A 15045-nucleotide genomic window follows, 5' to 3' on the forward strand; every position below is an offset into this window, starting at 1 on the left:
CACGAGCAGGCACCATGAAAAAGCGCGATTTCACACCAGAGAACTGCCCCTCCTGGGTGCAGCGGCTGTCCGGCGGGACACTCAACGCTCTTGTCGTCATCGGGTGTTCCATCACCTGGGCATCAGTTGTCGGGATTGCTGTTCTCTGAACCTGCGGCCGGACGGTCCTAGCACGCGCCGTCGCGGACGAGCATGACCTTGATCGTCTTCAGGATGATCCAGATATCCATCCGGAAACTGCGGTTGCGCACATAGTCGATGTCCATCGCCACCCGCTCGTCATAGGTCGTGCGGCTGCGTCCCATCACCTGCCAGAGCCCGGTGACGCCGGGGCGCACCGACAGGTAGTCCTTGAAATGCTCGCCGTAATGATGCGCCTCCTCCGCCACGATCGGGCGCGGGCCGACCACGGACATCTCGCCGCGGAGCACGTTCCAGAACTGCGGAAGCTCGTCGAGGCTGGTCTTGCGAAAGAACTCTCCGATGCAGGTGATGCGCGGGTCGTCCTCCAGCTTCTGGTTGGCGTCCCATTCCGCGCGGGCCTTGGGGTCCGTGTCCAGGATCGCCTTCAGCCGCTCTTCGGCATCATTGGCCATGGTGCGGAACTTGAGGCAGTTGAAGATCCGGCCATCCCGGCCGATGCGCTTGTGGCGAAACAGGATCGGGCCGCCGTCTCCGAGCAGGATCACCAGCGAAATGACGATCAGGAATGGCGCGAAGAAGAGGAGCGCGAGGACGGAAAAGCACCGGTCAAAGACCGCTTTTGCCGCGTCCCCTCCCGATGCCGCGCGCTCGTCGCCGCGGGTCTCGGGTGGCGCGTCATGCCCGGAGGGGGAATAGGCACCTGAATGGATGTCGAAATTCATGGAAAAAACCGATTGAAAATTAACCGTGCACTAACTTGGCGGATCCCGCGGGCGGGACGCCGTCGAATCGTAGACGTTAACGAGTATACGGGAATCCGGGCGGGCGGCCCAAAGATTCACGGATTATTAACAGATACTGACGGTTCGTCCGGGCGCCACCGTCCCAGGCGCGGCATGTGCGGGATCGCCGTCCGCCCGCCGGTCAGAGTCTGCGCCGCGCGAGTTGAAGAACCAGCCGGCGCAGTCGGCCGTCCAGCCCGAGCAGGGTCGCGTAGAAAACCACCACGAACCCCGCCGCCAGAAGGACGGCGCGCAACAACGGCGCAACGGCGTCCAGCGCGGCCGACTGCCCGCCGATGAGCGGAACGGCTGCGGACAGGGCAAGGGCCACCGGCACCGCCCGCAGCCTCAGCAAAACCTGTCCCCAGCGGATGGCGGCATGACGCTGCATCATCCAGGCGTTGATCGAAAAGATGACCAGCGCCGACGCGACCTGCGCCCAGGCCGTGGCCAGGATCCCGTGGGGGGCCGCGATGATCGTGATCCCGACGCCGAGGGTCGCGTTGCCCAGAACCATGTAGGGCAGGATGCGCACCATCCCGGCCAGCGACAGGACCGCCTCGTTCGCCGCGCTTGTTGCCAGCACGGCGTAGGCGATGGCCAGGACGCGGACCACCGGCGCCGCCGGAAGCCACTCCTCTCCCAGCAATCCAAGGGTGATGTCCTCGGCCAGGAAGGCCGTGGCCGCAAACAGCGGAATGGCGAAGGTCAGAAGAACCGGGAAAAAGCTGTTGGCGCGCTCGCGGAAATCCACCCGCGGGCCCTGGCTCCTGCGGGTGTTGCGGAACAGGCTCCAGGCCAGAACGCGCGTCGGTTCTCCCAGAACTTCGCCCAGCGCACTGACCAGTCGCTGGCCGGCCCGGAAATAGCCCGCATGGGCGGCGCCGAGGAAGGTGCCGATCACCAGCGTGGCGGCATAGAGCCGGATGTTCACCAGAAGGCGCACCGCGACAATCCGGGAGGTGAACCTCAGGATTTCCCCCGCCTGCTGCCGGGTGATCCCGAAATCCGGCGCCATACGCACGACCGCCAACCCCGCGCCCGCCCAGAACAGCGCGCCCACGAGCCGCCCCGCGGCCAGGGCAAACACGCCGTGGCCCTGCAGCAGCGCCCAGACCGCGACGGCGAAATTGGCCAGGTCCCCGATGATCGTCGCCACGGCGGCGGCGGTCAGACGGTCCTCCCAGTTCATCGCGCCGGCGAAGGTTCCGCCGACGCTCGCGAAGAAGATCCATATGGCGAAGATCTGCATCAGCGGCGTTGCCCGCGGATCATCGATCATGAGTGGCGCGAGATAGCTGAGGGCGATCCCGATGCCGGCCAGAAAGGCCCCTCCGGCCATCGCCAACGCCAGAACACGGCGCGGTTGGGTGCTGTCGCCGGACCATTGCATGATGTATTCCGGCCAGCCGGCAATGGCGAATTGGGACAGGATCAGCGACCATGTCCAGACCAGCGCGAAGATGCCGAATTCGGCCGGGCTCATCACCTGCACCGCCACCATGAAGATGGCGAATTGCACCACTTGCGACAGGATCCGGGAAACCGCCGTCCAGATGCCTCCCCGGACAGCGCGGCTCATTCGCCGCGGCTCCGGTTCGGGAGGGCCGAGAGCCGCGGTCGGCCGCGCGAAGGGCTGTGGGCAGTGGGCGGGGTGCTCATGAACGTTCTGAAATCCGGATGCCTGTAAATCGCTGTATCCCGCCAAGCTTGCATGATCGCGGGCCGAATGCGAAGGCCCGAAATCGCGCGCGGCGCATCCGGCAGGGTCCACTTCGGGAAACCCGGGCCGGGCCGCCCGTCGAGCTCAGACGAGGTCGCCTGCGCCCGGAAAGGGCCCTCGCACCGGCTGCGCCTGGCGCGGCGCGGCGCGACGCTCGGCGGCGCCGCGTCGCCGCGTGGCCGTGGCCACGGCCGTCGTTGTCATCAGGAACAGCGTCGGATCCGGCGTCGTGCCCGAGAGGAGCATGGCCACCAGCAGCGTCATGGCCGAAATCCGCGCGGCGTAGAACATGCGGCGGTCCTCGCTGCCCGCGAAACGCGCGCCGCCGCCGATCGCGCACCACAGAAAGCCGAGAAAGGCGAGGGTTCCGGGCAGGCCGACGCTGCCCAGCAGCACCGAGATCAGGCCGTTTGCCCTGAGCGATCCGGCCCCCGCGCCCAGCCCCCAGGTCTGGACAAACGCATCGAGGCCGGCCTTCGCCCAGGCGCTGCGCTCGATCCCGGAGAGGGTCGAGCTCTTGGAGAATACGAGCCGGTCGAGCACGTCGCCGACTAGATCGGACACCGGCGCCACCAGCAACGCGAAACTGCCCAGCGCCGTCGTCACCGTCGCGATGATGACGAACCAGTGACCGAAACTCCGGCTCATCCCCCGGCCGAGGTAGACGCGCGCGTGCAGCCCGATGAGCAGCACCGCGCCGGCCATCGCCAGAAGCCCGGAGGAGGACAGCGACAGCACCGCGCAGGCCAGGCTCGCGGCCGCCAACACGCCGTGCAGCGGGCGCTGGCGGATCAGGAAGGACATCGCGAAATAGGCGAAGAATGCGGCCGATGTCGCGCCGAAGCCGGATGCTTCGGAAAACCCGCCGATCACGCGGGAAAACCCGCTGAGCAGGTGCTCGTTGGCCAAGGTGTAGTCGGCGGTCCGGATCATCGACAGCAGCGGATCGAGCCGGGCCAGGTCCAGCAGCCCCAGGACGACATTCAGGACGGCCGCCCAGGTCAGCCCGATCTCGCCAAACCGCGGCGAGCGCTGGCGGAAGGTCTCGGCCGCGGCGATGAAGAAGCCGCAGGACAGGACGATATACAGGGTCTGGGCGATGTTGGAGTTTCCCGGCGCGAGCAGGGTCATGGTCGAGTGGAAGTAGATACTGACCGCCGTCCCGGTAAGATTGACAGTCATCGGAAAGACCAGGAATTCGCCGGCGAAAAGCCGCACCAGAACCGTGGCCGAAACGGCGGCATAGCCGGCGTAGAGCAGCAGGAACACCCCCGGGACCGGGATCTGTCCCAGCCGGACCGCCGGGCGCCGGCTGACCCAGCGCAGAATGAACACCGCGACGGTCAGCAGGGCGACGAGATGCGCGGCTATGATCGACAGGCCGCCCAGCGATACCGCCGCAAACATGCCGAAGGGCAGCAACGCGATGGCCACGACAATGCCGTTGTCGGGGTTTCGCAGGCTCTGGATCAGCCAGATCGCCAGCAAGGCGGTCGAAGCGGGGAAGACCGTCATCCTTGTCCTCGTTTGGCTTCTGCGGAGAGCCTAGCGCAGCGGATTTGCGCGATCCAGAGAATAGGCCCGGATGGTGCCCGGGATCATGCGCTCAAGCGCCCCTCCGGGGCGCCTGCCACGGCGATTCAGCGGCCTCGACGGGCGGGTGGCGGCGGCTGGTTTCCGTCGCTTGAATGCGGTCTCGTGTGCCTCAGAATTGCCGCAACCTTCCCTTCGGCGGGCGGCTTTTCCGCGGGGTCTTCCGTTGATCGTTCGCGGTGGGGCGACGATCGGGGCGATGCCCTTGGCATTGTTCACCGCCCTCAGCGGCGCCGGCAAAAACTCTGTCCGCCTCCGAAGGGGTCCGGTAACCTTTCGCCATAGTGTATGACGAATCGTTTTTTTGGAAAATCGGGGTGTAGGGATGGAAAAATCGGTAACGACTGGGGCCGGCAGCGGCACGCAGAAGCCCAAATCCGCCGAGATGCGACCGGGGCCCGGTTTTATGGTCCGCCGGACCTTCGACCGGCCGGACCCGTCCCTGATGAGCCGCTTTCGGCAGTTCGAGTCCACCGACATTTCGGACATGCTGAACCGAATGTACACGATGGGCGGCGAGATCCACAATCTCGTCAACGACAAGCCGCTGGTCGGCCCGGCCCTTACCGTGAAATGTTTCCCAGGCGATAATCTCATGGTGCACAAGGCGCTGGATCTGGCGCAGCCCGGGGACATCATGGTCATCGACGCCAGCCAGAGCGTCACCGCCGCGGTGATCGGCGATCTCGTGGCCAACAAGGCGCGGCACCGGGGCATCGCCGGGTTCATCATCGACGGGCTGATCCGCGACCTGCCGGGTGTCATCGAATGCGGCCTGCCGGTCTATGCCAAGGGCGTCACCCCGTTCGGTCCGCTGCATCGCGGCCCGGGCGAGATCAACTATCCGATCAGCGCCGGGGGCGTCGTCGTCCGGCCCGGCGACATCCTGGCCGCGGATCCGAGCGGCGTCGTGGTCGTTCCGCAATGGGCGGCCGAGGACGTGCTGCAACGGCTGGAGGTGAACCGCGAACAGCTCGCCGCCTATGTGGACAGCGTGAAGCGGGGCGAGTTCTCGAACGATTGGGTCGACAGGCAGCTGGCGGCGGACGGGTGCCTTTTCGATGACTGACAGCAAGGCCCTGCGCGGCGGAGATTCTCCGTTCGCAGGGCGAATGCGTCAGCGGGTGACCTGGATCACGCGCCGCGCGCTCAAATTCGCGGATATTCGCAGCGTCCTGAAACGGCGCCGCTTCGGCGGCCTGCGCGACGAATTCTACGACCGGCTCTGGCGGGACGCGGCGCGGGAGCTGGGCGCCGAGTGCCATGACCTGGCCGGTCTCAAGCGGATTTCCCTCGACGGCCTTGCGACCTTCGTCTCGCATTCGGACCTCATGCTGGACGATCTCGTCACCACACGGGTCATGGCCCACAAGGCGGTCACCTACCAGTTGCTTTCCGAAAAGGGCCTGCCGGTGCCCGAGCACTGCGTGTTCTCGCTCGACCAGCTCGGCCGCGCGCGGGATTTCCTGGCCCGAACGCCGGGGCCGATCGTGGTCAAGCCGGCCACCGGAACCGGCGGCGGGCATGGGGTGACCACGGGTATCCGCACCGAGCGCTCGTTGCTGCGCGCGGCCCTGCACGCCGCGAGTTTCAATGCCGAACTGCTGGCGGAGCCGATGCTCGCCGGCAACTGCTATCGCTTGCTCTATCTCGACGGGCGGCTGCTGGACGCGGTGCGCCGCGATCCCCCCACGGTCTGCGGAGACGGGCGCTCCTCGATACGCGCGCTGGTCGCAGCGCAGAATCGCAAGCGGCTGTCCGAGCGGCCGATCAGCGCGCTCAGCCCGCTGGTGATCGACCAGGACGCGCTGCATCATCTCGCGGCGCAGGGCCTCGATCCCGGGCAGACCCCCGCGGACGGAGAGAGGATCGTCGTGAAACGCGCGGTCAATGAAAACGCCGACCGCGAAAACCATACGGTCACCGCCGAGGTGCACCCCGGGATCGTATCGGCCGGCGCCGGGCTGGTCACGGATCTGGGCGTGCGTTTCGCGGGGCTGGACGTCATCGCTGACGACATCTCGGCGCCGCTGGGCGCGAGCGGCGCCCAGTTCCACGAGGTGAATGTCGGGCCGGGCATTCACCATCATTACCTTGTGGCGGACCGTTCCGGGGCGACGCCCGTCGCGACCCGCATTCTGCAGTACCTGTTCGAAAACCGGCAAGGGGTCATGAGACTTTGAGACAGTTCGCGGCAAACGAGATTTCCGATGCGCTGGAGACGTCGACCCCGGTGCTCATTCTGGGCGGCGCGGCCAACAGTGCCGCCCTGGCACGCAACTTCGGCCGCGTCGGCATCCCGGTGAGTGCCGCCGGCAAGGCAGGGTGCCTGGCGCTCTATTCGCGCCACTGCCGCCGGAAGTATCGGGCGCCCGACGGCGGCGCGATCCAGGATTTCTGGCGGGACCTGCTGCTCGACGCGCCGAAGCCGGAACTGGAAGGCAGCCTGATCTTCGCCCTGTGCGACGATTCCATCGAATTTGTCACCACGCACCACGCCGCGCTGTCGCAAAAATATCTGCTGGAAGGGTTCGACCCCGCCCTGCGCCGAGAGATGCTGGACAAGAGGGCCACGCTGCTGCGCGCGCGGGCGGCCGGGGTGGCGACGCCGAATTTCTGGGATGTGGACAGCGCCGAGAAACTCCAGGCGATCCGGGACGAGGTGACGTTCCCGGTGATGGTGAAGCCGATCCATTCGCATCTCTTCATCCCGGTCTTCGGCCGGAAGCTGTTCATCGTCGAAAACGACTGGGACGAACTGGTCGAGAAGGTGCAGCTGGCCCAGGCCGCGAATTGCGAGGTGATGGTGATGGAAATGGTGCCCGGCCCGGACAGCCTGCTGTCCAGCTATTACACCTATATCGACGAGGATGGCCGATGGCTGTTCCATTACACCAAGCGCGTCATCCGCCGTTATCCGGTGAACCGGGGCGGGGCCTGCTATCACGATTCGAAATGGCTTCCCGACACCGCCGAGGCGGGGCGAAGGTTCTTTGCCTCGATGCCCTGGCGCGGCATGGGGAACATCGAATTCAAGAAGGACCTGCGCGACGGGCAATTGAAGGTGATCGAGGTCAACCCGCGTTTCACCGACGCGCACCGGATGGTGGTCGCGGGCGGCCTGCCGATCGACGAGATGATCTATCGCCGGCAAACCGGGCAGCGCGTTCCCACTTTTCCCGATTACGAAGAGAACGTCCGCATGTGGAACCCGCTGCGTGACTTCCTCGCGTTCCGCGAGTTGAACAGGCGCGGCGAGCTGAGCTTCACGGGCTGGATCCGAAGCCTGATGGTGGGACGCAAGGTCATGCCGATCCTGAGCCTGACCGACCCGATGCCCTCGGCGATCCGGTTGCGCGAGGAGTTCGGGCGCGCGCTCCGGCGTCTGGGGGGCTGAGCCATGCTGCGGGTCCCGGCTCCCGATCTGCGCGCGGTGGCGCAGGCCCTTTTGAGGGCGTCCGGCGTTGACGGCGGCGAGGTCGAGGCGATCGCGGACAACCTGCTTTGGAACGATCTCGCCGGGCGGACCAATCACGGCGTCGAACGGCTGCCGATCCTGCTGCGCCGGGTTCAGGCGGGCCTGATCCGCACGCCGGCGCGGATGACGTTCCGGTCGCTGTCAGAGGCGGCGGCGCTGCTGGATGCCGATGACGGCTTCGGCCAGGTGGCCGGGGCGCTCGCGACCGACCGCGCCGTGGACCTGGCGCGCGCGACCGGCCTCGGCGTGGTTGGCGTGCAGCGCAGCAATTTCTACGGCACGGGGGCGTATTACATCAACCGCGCCGCCGGGGCGGGGATGATCAGCATCGCGCTGAGCAACTCCTTCCCGAAGGTGGCCGCGGAGGGGGGCTACAGGCCGGTTCTCGGCACCAACCCCTTTGCCTTCGGCGCCCCGCGGCGTGACGGGCGGGCGCTGATCGTCGACATGTCCACGGCCGGCCTCGCCGGCTCGACCGTGCGGGCCCACCAGCAAGATGGCCGCGACCTGCCAGAGGGGCTGGTGGTGGACGAGGACGGCCGCCCCGTGACCGATCCCGACGCGGCGATGCGCGGGACCCTGCTGCCGGCCAGCGGGCCGAAGGGGTTCGGCCTGGCGCTGATGGTCGAGATCCTGAGCGGCGTTCTGACCGGGGCAGGGGTCTCGTCCCAGGTAGCGTCGATGTACAAGGATTTCGAGCGGCACGGGAACAGCGGGCATTTCATCCTGGCGCTGGATATCGCGCGCTGGATGCCGATCGAGACCTTCTACGACCGGCTCGAACTGCTCGCCGGGATGGTTGCCTCTTCCGGGGGCGAGGGTTGCGTGCGGCTGCCCGGCGACGCGCGCTGGGACGCCATGGCCGAGAACCGGGAACAGGGCATCGCGCTGGAGGACAAGACCGCGACCGCGCTGCGGGAACTGGCCGGGGCGCTCGGCACCGCCGTTCCCTGGTAGCGCCCGGCCACGCGGCCCGGCCGCCCCCCGCATCCCGATCCTCACGAGCGGCCGCGCGGGGCCACCAGATATTCCCGAAGCAGATCGCCGAAGACGCCTTTCAGGCGCAGCGATCCTTTCTCGGACAGGTGGTCCGTGTCGCGGTAGAGCAGCACGTCACCATCCCTGCCGCTGCAGCCCCCGGCGTCGCAGAGCTGCGGCGCGACGCTGATCGCAACGGCATTGGGCGCCCGTGCCAGCGCCGCCAAAAGCGGGCGGTGGCGGTCGAGTTGCGCCTCGTATTCGGCGCGGGGCACGACGGCGGGGGCCGGGTTGAGATAGGCGGCGCGCGCCAGGCCATTGGGGCCCAGGACGGCCGAATTCGGGACATCCTCCAGGAAAACGAAGCGCTTATGCGGATACTTTTTCAGGAGATTCCGCAGGGCGTCGGGCAGGGGGTGCGTGGTGCCGTCGGGGCCCGCAGCCACCGGATAGCCGAGCGCCTGGTTCCAGAACAGCGCGTAGATGACGAGGTCGATCTCGGGGTAGGCCGCGAGCAGCTCGTCGAGCATCGCGTGGTTGCCGGCGTAGCGCCCCTGGTCGCCGGCGCGGGCGTATCCGGGGGCGGGCACATAGCCGTAGTCGGTGAACTGCACCCCCGTCAGCCCCAGCGCGGCCGCGGCGGCAAAAAGGCCGGGGCCGTGCATGTCCGCGTGGCTGTCCCCCAAGAGGAGGAACCGGGGCGCCTGCCCGCCGGCGCCGCGGAGGCAGAAATCGGACACGGATGCCTTTTCCGAGGCGAAGTGGCAATCGCGCCGGGCGTGGATATGCGGGGCCTCGGAGGTGAGCGCCAGCACATCGGCGGGCAGGCGCCCAGGCAGGCCCTCGCTGCGGTCGGCGGCCAGGCCGAACGCGACCGCGAGTGTCGTGGCGAGGGCCGCGCCGGCAAGGACCGTCCGCCTCCCGAAGGCGGACCTGCGCCCGCGGAACGGCTGTTCGACGAAGCGCCAGGACAGGGCGGCGAGGGCGACGGACAGGCAGATGGCCGATCCGGTCTCCACGGCGGTCAGCGGCCGGACGGCATAGTATTTCGCGAAGACCAGCACCGGCCAGTGCCACAGGTAGAGCGAATAGGAGATCCGTCCGAAAAACACAGCGGGCGCCCAGCGCAGGACGCCATGAACCCGGCTTCGCCCGTCCGCGCCGGCGTAGATCAGCAGCGCCGCGCCCAGGCACGGCAGGATCGCAGCCAGACCGGGGAAGGGGGTGAGATCGGAATAGGCGAATATCGGCAGGGCGATCAGGCCCAGCCCGCATGTCGCGATGGCCTCCGTCACGCCGCGGCGGCCGGTGGCCGGGCCGGGAAGGAAGGCGAGCGCCGCGCCGGTCAGCAGCTCCCAGAAACGCGCGGGCAGCAGGAAGAAGGCCGCATCGGGGGCGTGGCTCACCTGCCAGGCCGCCAGCGCCAGAGAGGCCGCGCCGATCGCGGCCAGAACGGCCCCCAGCGCCGCCCGGAACGCGCGCGCGCCACCCACGATCAGCAGCGGAAAGAGGAGGTAGTATTGTTCCTCGACGGCAAGCGACCAGGTGTGCAGAAGCGGCTTCAATTCGGCCGCCGTGTCAAAATAGCCCGCCTCCTTCCAGAACAGCAGGTTGGAGACGAACAGGTTCGCCGCGACCAGGCTCTGCCCGAAATTCCGCATGTCCTCGGGCAGGAGCATCGCCCAGGCCGCGATCGAACTGGCGGCCAGGACGACGAACAGCGCCGGGAACAGGCGCCGGACCCGGCGGTCGTAGAAATTCGCCAGACGGAAGCGTCCCCGGGCGATCTCGTCGCGCAGGATTGAGGTGATGAGGAAACCGGAAATGACGAAAAAGACGTCGACGCCGACAAAGCCGCCGCTGAACGGCGTCAGACCGGCATGGTAGAAAACCACTGCCAGAACCGCGACTGCGCGAAGGCCATCAATGTCCGGGCGGTATTTCAGATGCCTTTCCCCTGACATGCGACTTGGCCCGCAGGGTGCCGCACAGAGCCCCGCGCGGGCCGGTTTTCCGCGCTGCCCCATCCGTCCGCGCCGGGCGCTGCGCGCGCGGGTCGGCGCGTTCAGCCGATGGCGCGCATGGGCTGGCCTACATTGCGGCGGCGTAGATGTTTTCGCCCAGCGGATCGACGCCTTCGCCGTTGACCTTGACGTAGAGCACCGCCGTGCCTGCGCCGCGCACCCGCTCATGCCAGAGCGCCGAGCCGAGGAAGATCACGATGTCCCCGACACTCTCGTTCAGCATCAGGGCATTTTCCTTTTCGTAGATCTTCTCGATATCCGGTCGGTCGCGCTCGGTCAGGAAAACAGCGTGATCCTCCGTGTTCGGCGCCGCATCGAGATCGGGAAACAGGCAGACGGTCGACCCCTTGGGCAGGAAGACGGGAAGGCCGATCGAATAGGACGACGCCGAGCGGTCCTTGTGCGGGGCCGGATAGGGATTGGCCTTTTCGTCATAGACCTTGAGATGGCGTTCGGAGATCGTGAAGGTGTTCTCGTCGATGCCGGTCAGCCGTGCGAGCCCGGTCTTGAATTCCCGGGCGGCTTCGGTCGAGGGGAAGTTGAAGACGAACTGCCGTTTCTTGCCGGCGATCTTCCAGTCCTCGGACTCGTTTTCAGCGTCTTTCATGGAGGTCTCGTAAAAATCCTTCAGATAGCCTACGAAATCGTCGGACAGGACGTCCTTCAGGTGCGCGTAGCCCTTTTGGTGCAGCTCTTCCCGAAGCGTCGCGGGATCATATTTGAAAATCATACTATCTACCCTTTCACATGTGTTTCTTGGCGTTTCCGCCGCGGGTGATCTAAGCGCGGTCAATGAAATTCGGAGGGAACAGGAGAAGGTTTCAATCGGCATCCGCTGGGAAAATCGTAGACTGAAGGTCCGCGATTCTCCAAATTCTTATTAACGCTTCATGGAATGTTGGCCCGGCCCTTCAGGGAAGGGGCCCGTCTATGCGGATGCGGCGGCGGAGCGAACCGTCCCCGCCCGGCCCTCCGGGGGCGACTTCGAAATCCACCGTGTCGCCCGCCGCCAGCGTCACATCCAGCGGCCCGAGCCGAAACCGGCCCGGCCCGGTCCGTCCCTCGGCGATCCCGGCCCCGTTGTGCGTGACCAGGATGACGGACGGCTCGCTGTCCTTCGAGGCCTGCCACCAGCCCACCACGCGGTAGCGCCCCGCCGCGGCGGCGGTGAAGCGTTCGACGGCATGGTAGGGCCCGTCGGAAAACCGTGCCGTGGTCATCCCCGCGTCGGTGATCTTCAGGGGCCACAGGTCCGGCGCGCCGCGATAGGACGACCACCGCCATTCCATCGTCTCCAGCGGCGTCAGCCCGATCCCCGGGCGGCGCGCGAAGTAGCTCCACGGCGGGGTGTCGTACTGGTAGAGCGAATCGGCAATCGGCGCGTCGGTGACGATCCGGAGGTCCAGCCGCCGGCCCAGCGCGATGACGGGCGTCTCGGTCAGGCGCTCCGGGCGCGGCACCGGCCGGCCCGTGACATCGAAGAACGCGGCCTCGCCCGTCAGCGCGATTGCGCCATCGACGCCCCAGAACACCAGGCCCTCGCCGTCGCCGTATTCGAACACGCGCGCCGCGCGTGTCGCCGCGCGCGGCACCGGGCGCCCCAGCGGCAGGAGCTTTTCCTGAAGGAAGCGAAATGCCTCGGCTGCGGGTTTCTCGGCGCGCTGCGGCGTCATCAGCCCCATGTTCGGCCACCACGGCTCATCCATGAGGGCATACCAATAGGCCTCGCCCACGCCTTCGGCCGCGAGGATCGAAACCATTTTCACCATGTAGACGGCAGACTCGGCCGGGTCCTCGACCCATTTGCCGAATTCGGTGACGTGGATCGGTTTCTCGCCGCCCATGTCGCGCATCAGCGCGCGCAGGGCCGCGATCTCCAGGTCGGCATTCTCGGGATGGCGCCGGTAGGGGTGGATCGAGATCGCGTCGCAATCCAGCAGCCCGCCGTGGCGGAAGAAGTCGCGCAGGAATTGCAGGGGGATCATGTTGGTTCCGGCACAGATGATCTCGACGTCCGGATGCCGGGGCTTCAGCCCCTGCGCCACGGCCCGCACCGTCGCCGCGAGGTGGCGCGGCGGGTCGTCCCGAAACGGGCCGGAAAGGAACTCTTCGGAATTCACCTCGTTGCCGATCTCGATCCGCGTCAGCGTGCCCGCGTAATGGGTCAGCATCGCATCCAGGTAGGCCACGAGGCCCGCGCGACCGTCTTCGCTGTGCGGCGTTTGTTTCCTGTCGTAAAGAGGGTTGGTGTCGGTCCAGACGATCAGCGGCGCCATGCCCTGCGCGCGGATCTCGCGCATGTAGGGGTCCGATTTCGAGAAATCGTATCGCCCGCGGGCCCGCTCGGCCTCGGCCCAGCCGATTTCATCGCGGACAAGCGGCGCGCCCAGCCCCGCGGCAATGCCGGCCCAGTCCAGCCCCCAGCCCTGTTCGAAATGCGTCTGCACGCCGAGGCGGAATGGCTCCTGCGCCCAAGCGGGCGATCCGGCAAGCATCGGCAGCAGCAGGGCCCACCACTTCATTTGCCGCTCCAGTCGAGGACGAACCGCCCGGCGGCGAAACTGACGTGGTGCAGCCCCCGCGATCCCGGCCGGTCCTTCGGGGTGAAGGCGCGCACGCGCCGTTCGCGGTAGGTGTCGGGGCCGAGTTCCTCGATCTCCATGATGTTGAGCCCGTAGCCGTAAATGCCGTGGCTGTTGTTCTGCGACGCCCGGAACAGCCGCCCGCCGTGCTGGACAACGGCGCCGGCGTTGCGCGCGACGTCGCTGCCGATCACCACCGGGTTCTGCGGATGCGGCCGCAATCCCGTCAGGGACGGGCCATCGACGGAGAAGAGATAGAGTTCGCTGGAATGCTCCTGAAAGACCACATGGTCGGACAGGTTGGTCATCAGCCACCACTGCCCGTCATGCTGGAAAAGGTTGGAATCCGCGATGTGGGAGCCTTCGAAACCGCAGGCGTGCAGCTCCCATTCCAGCGGGAAATCGGTGGCCCGCCAGACCTCCAGTCGTCGGGCGGTCTGGGTCTCGGGCATCATGTAGATCTGGTCGCCGTCGCTGAACACGAACGGATAGGAGAGATGGTAGTCGCGCCTGAGCGCTGCACCCAGCGGGATCAGCCGATCGCCCTCCAGGCGGCCGACTTCGATCCAGGCCGGACGTTCGTCGGCGTCCTGCGCCTCGTAGAACACGAAAAGCTCGCCGTCCTTTTCGAACAAGAAGGGGTCGGCCATGAGAAAGCTCCGCCGCGGCACGTCCAGCGCCTGCGACGGCTCGAAATCCAGCACGTCGCCGTGCCCCGCCGCCAGCTGCCAGAAGGCGCGCCCCCGTCCGAGTTTCACGCGGAGCCGGTCCGCGGCCCGCTGCGCGGCCATGCGCGCGACATGGGCGGCATACCCCAGCAGCGCCGCGGTGCCCGGCGCGGGTGGCGCGGGCCGCGGGGGGGGCGCGTCCGGAGCGCGGCCGCGCGCCTCCGTCCCGCCGAGTTCCTTGCGCAGGAACAGCGAGGATTTCTCGGCGATGAACGCGGCGGTCAGGATCGCCGTGGGCTTGGGGTTGTAGGCCGTGCGCGCCCGCACCTGCCCCTCGGGCCGCCCGGCGGTCCGCTGGAGGATGTCCACCGTCACCAGCCCCGCGGCGCGCAGCGCGGGATCGACCATGGCCCAGTCCGACCGCGCGGCGGGCACGCCGGACACGCTGAGCGACCACTCGCCCAGCCGTGCCATCGCGAGCTGCCGCGCGGACAGGTGATTGTCCCCGAGGGCCAGGAAGACGTCGACCGGGCCGTCCGCCCCGCGCCCTTCCAGAACCGGCAGCGCATCGAGCAACGCCTGCGCGTCCTGCGCGGGATGGTCGGGCCACCGCAGCCGGCTCAGCGCGCCTTCGGCGGCAAGAAGGCCCTTCGCCAGGGGCGGCAGCCGGGGGGCGCGGCGCGTTTCCGTCCCTTCGATCCTGGCCACGATGCGGAGTCGCGGGTCGGCGGCGATGCGGTCGATCAGCAGCGCCTGCCGGCCGCTGAGCCGCGCGCCCGGCGGGATCACGATCCCGATACGCCTTGCTGTGCCTTCTTCACGCATGAAAAATCGCCGGATTCGGCCCTTCGAAAGATCCATGACCGGAACCGCCGGTTCCGGTGCGTCTCATACCTCGCCTTGTGCAGCGGTCGCGTTCTCGAGCGCGCCGGCTCCGCCGGCTTGCCCTTTCTGCCGAAAGCGCGGGTGGGGTGCACTATCCCCCGGATCGGCAGCGCTTGTCACGGCCAGATCGGGAAGACCGCAACGCGAAAGGCTTGTGTTCAGGTTGCCGGGCCGGACCTCCCTGCGCG

At 67.5% G+C, this 15045-nt stretch carries 11 protein-coding genes; 4 read left to right on the top strand and 7 right to left on the bottom strand.

Going from position 1 to position 15045, the window contains the following annotated elements; genetic code table 11:
- Positions 1 to 167 precede the first annotated feature (167 nt).
- From KCI33_RS08105 to KCI33_RS08115, 3 genes are all read right to left on the bottom strand, one after another.
- Positions 168 to 866 (bottom strand): sugar transferase, encoded by a 699-nt coding sequence (locus KCI33_RS08105; protein ID WP_212524276.1) that lies wholly within the window; start codon positions 864 to 866, stop codon positions 168 to 170.
- 202 nt (positions 867 to 1068) lie between these two features.
- Positions 1069 to 2508, bottom strand: coding sequence for an oligosaccharide flippase family protein (locus KCI33_RS08110; RefSeq protein WP_212524277.1), 1440 nt, complete (start codon positions 2506 to 2508; stop codon positions 1069 to 1071).
- Positions 2509 to 2733: 225 nt separating this feature from the next.
- Positions 2734 to 4164 (bottom strand): hypothetical protein, encoded by a 1431-nt coding sequence (locus KCI33_RS08115; protein ID WP_212524278.1) that lies wholly within the window; start codon positions 4162 to 4164, stop codon positions 2734 to 2736.
- 523 nt (positions 4165 to 4687) lie between these two features.
- Here KCI33_RS08115 and KCI33_RS08120 point away from each other — a divergent pair.
- From KCI33_RS08120 to KCI33_RS08135, 4 genes are read left to right on the top strand one after another with little or no spacing between them, the layout of a single operon-like run.
- Positions 4688 to 5311: an RraA family protein gene (locus tag KCI33_RS08120; RefSeq protein WP_212524279.1), complete on the top strand. Its 624-nt coding sequence runs from the start codon at positions 4688 to 4690 to the stop codon at positions 5309 to 5311.
- Between the two features lie 43 nt (positions 5312 to 5354).
- A complete protein-coding gene (locus KCI33_RS08125; RefSeq protein ID WP_212524280.1) occupies positions 5355 to 6425 on the top strand; it encodes a hypothetical protein in 1071 nt (356 codons plus the stop codon).
- Positions 6422 to 7639, top strand: coding sequence for a hypothetical protein (locus tag KCI33_RS08130; RefSeq protein ID WP_212524281.1), 1218 nt, complete (start codon positions 6422 to 6424; stop codon positions 7637 to 7639). Before KCI33_RS08125 ends, KCI33_RS08130 begins: the two co-directional genes overlap by 4 nt.
- A gap of 3 nt (positions 7640 to 7642) precedes the next feature.
- Positions 7643 to 8677, top strand: coding sequence for an Ldh family oxidoreductase (locus tag KCI33_RS08135; protein WP_212524282.1), 1035 nt, complete (start codon positions 7643 to 7645; stop codon positions 8675 to 8677).
- Positions 8678 to 8718: 41 nt separating this feature from the next.
- On the opposite strand, the gene KCI33_RS08140 is transcribed toward KCI33_RS08135, so the two are convergent.
- The 4 genes from KCI33_RS08140 to KCI33_RS08155 form a co-directional block, all read right to left on the bottom strand.
- Entirely contained in the window at positions 8719 to 10890 is a 2172-nt protein-coding gene (locus KCI33_RS08140; protein ID WP_349252192.1) for an acyltransferase family protein, read from the bottom strand.
- On the bottom strand, positions 10790 to 11452 hold the full coding sequence (locus tag KCI33_RS08145; protein WP_212524284.1) for a hypothetical protein: 663 nt from the start codon (positions 11450 to 11452) through the stop codon (positions 10790 to 10792). Before KCI33_RS08145 ends, KCI33_RS08140 begins: the two co-directional genes overlap by 101 nt.
- 181 nt (positions 11453 to 11633) lie before the next feature.
- The gene (locus KCI33_RS08150; protein ID WP_212524285.1) at positions 11634 to 13244 is read right to left on the bottom strand and encodes a hypothetical protein; all 1611 of its coding nucleotides are present in this window, start codon (positions 13242 to 13244) and stop codon (positions 11634 to 11636) included.
- Entirely contained in the window at positions 13241 to 14797 is a 1557-nt protein-coding gene (locus KCI33_RS08155; protein ID WP_212524286.1) for a hypothetical protein, read from the bottom strand. The genes KCI33_RS08150 and KCI33_RS08155 overlap by 4 nt, the downstream gene beginning before the upstream one ends.
- Between the last annotated feature and the right edge of the window lie 248 nt (positions 14798 to 15045).

This window comes from Actibacterium sp. MT2.3-13A (genome assembly GCF_018139985.1).
GTDB lineage: Bacteria > Pseudomonadota > Alphaproteobacteria > Rhodobacterales > Rhodobacteraceae > JAGSOU01.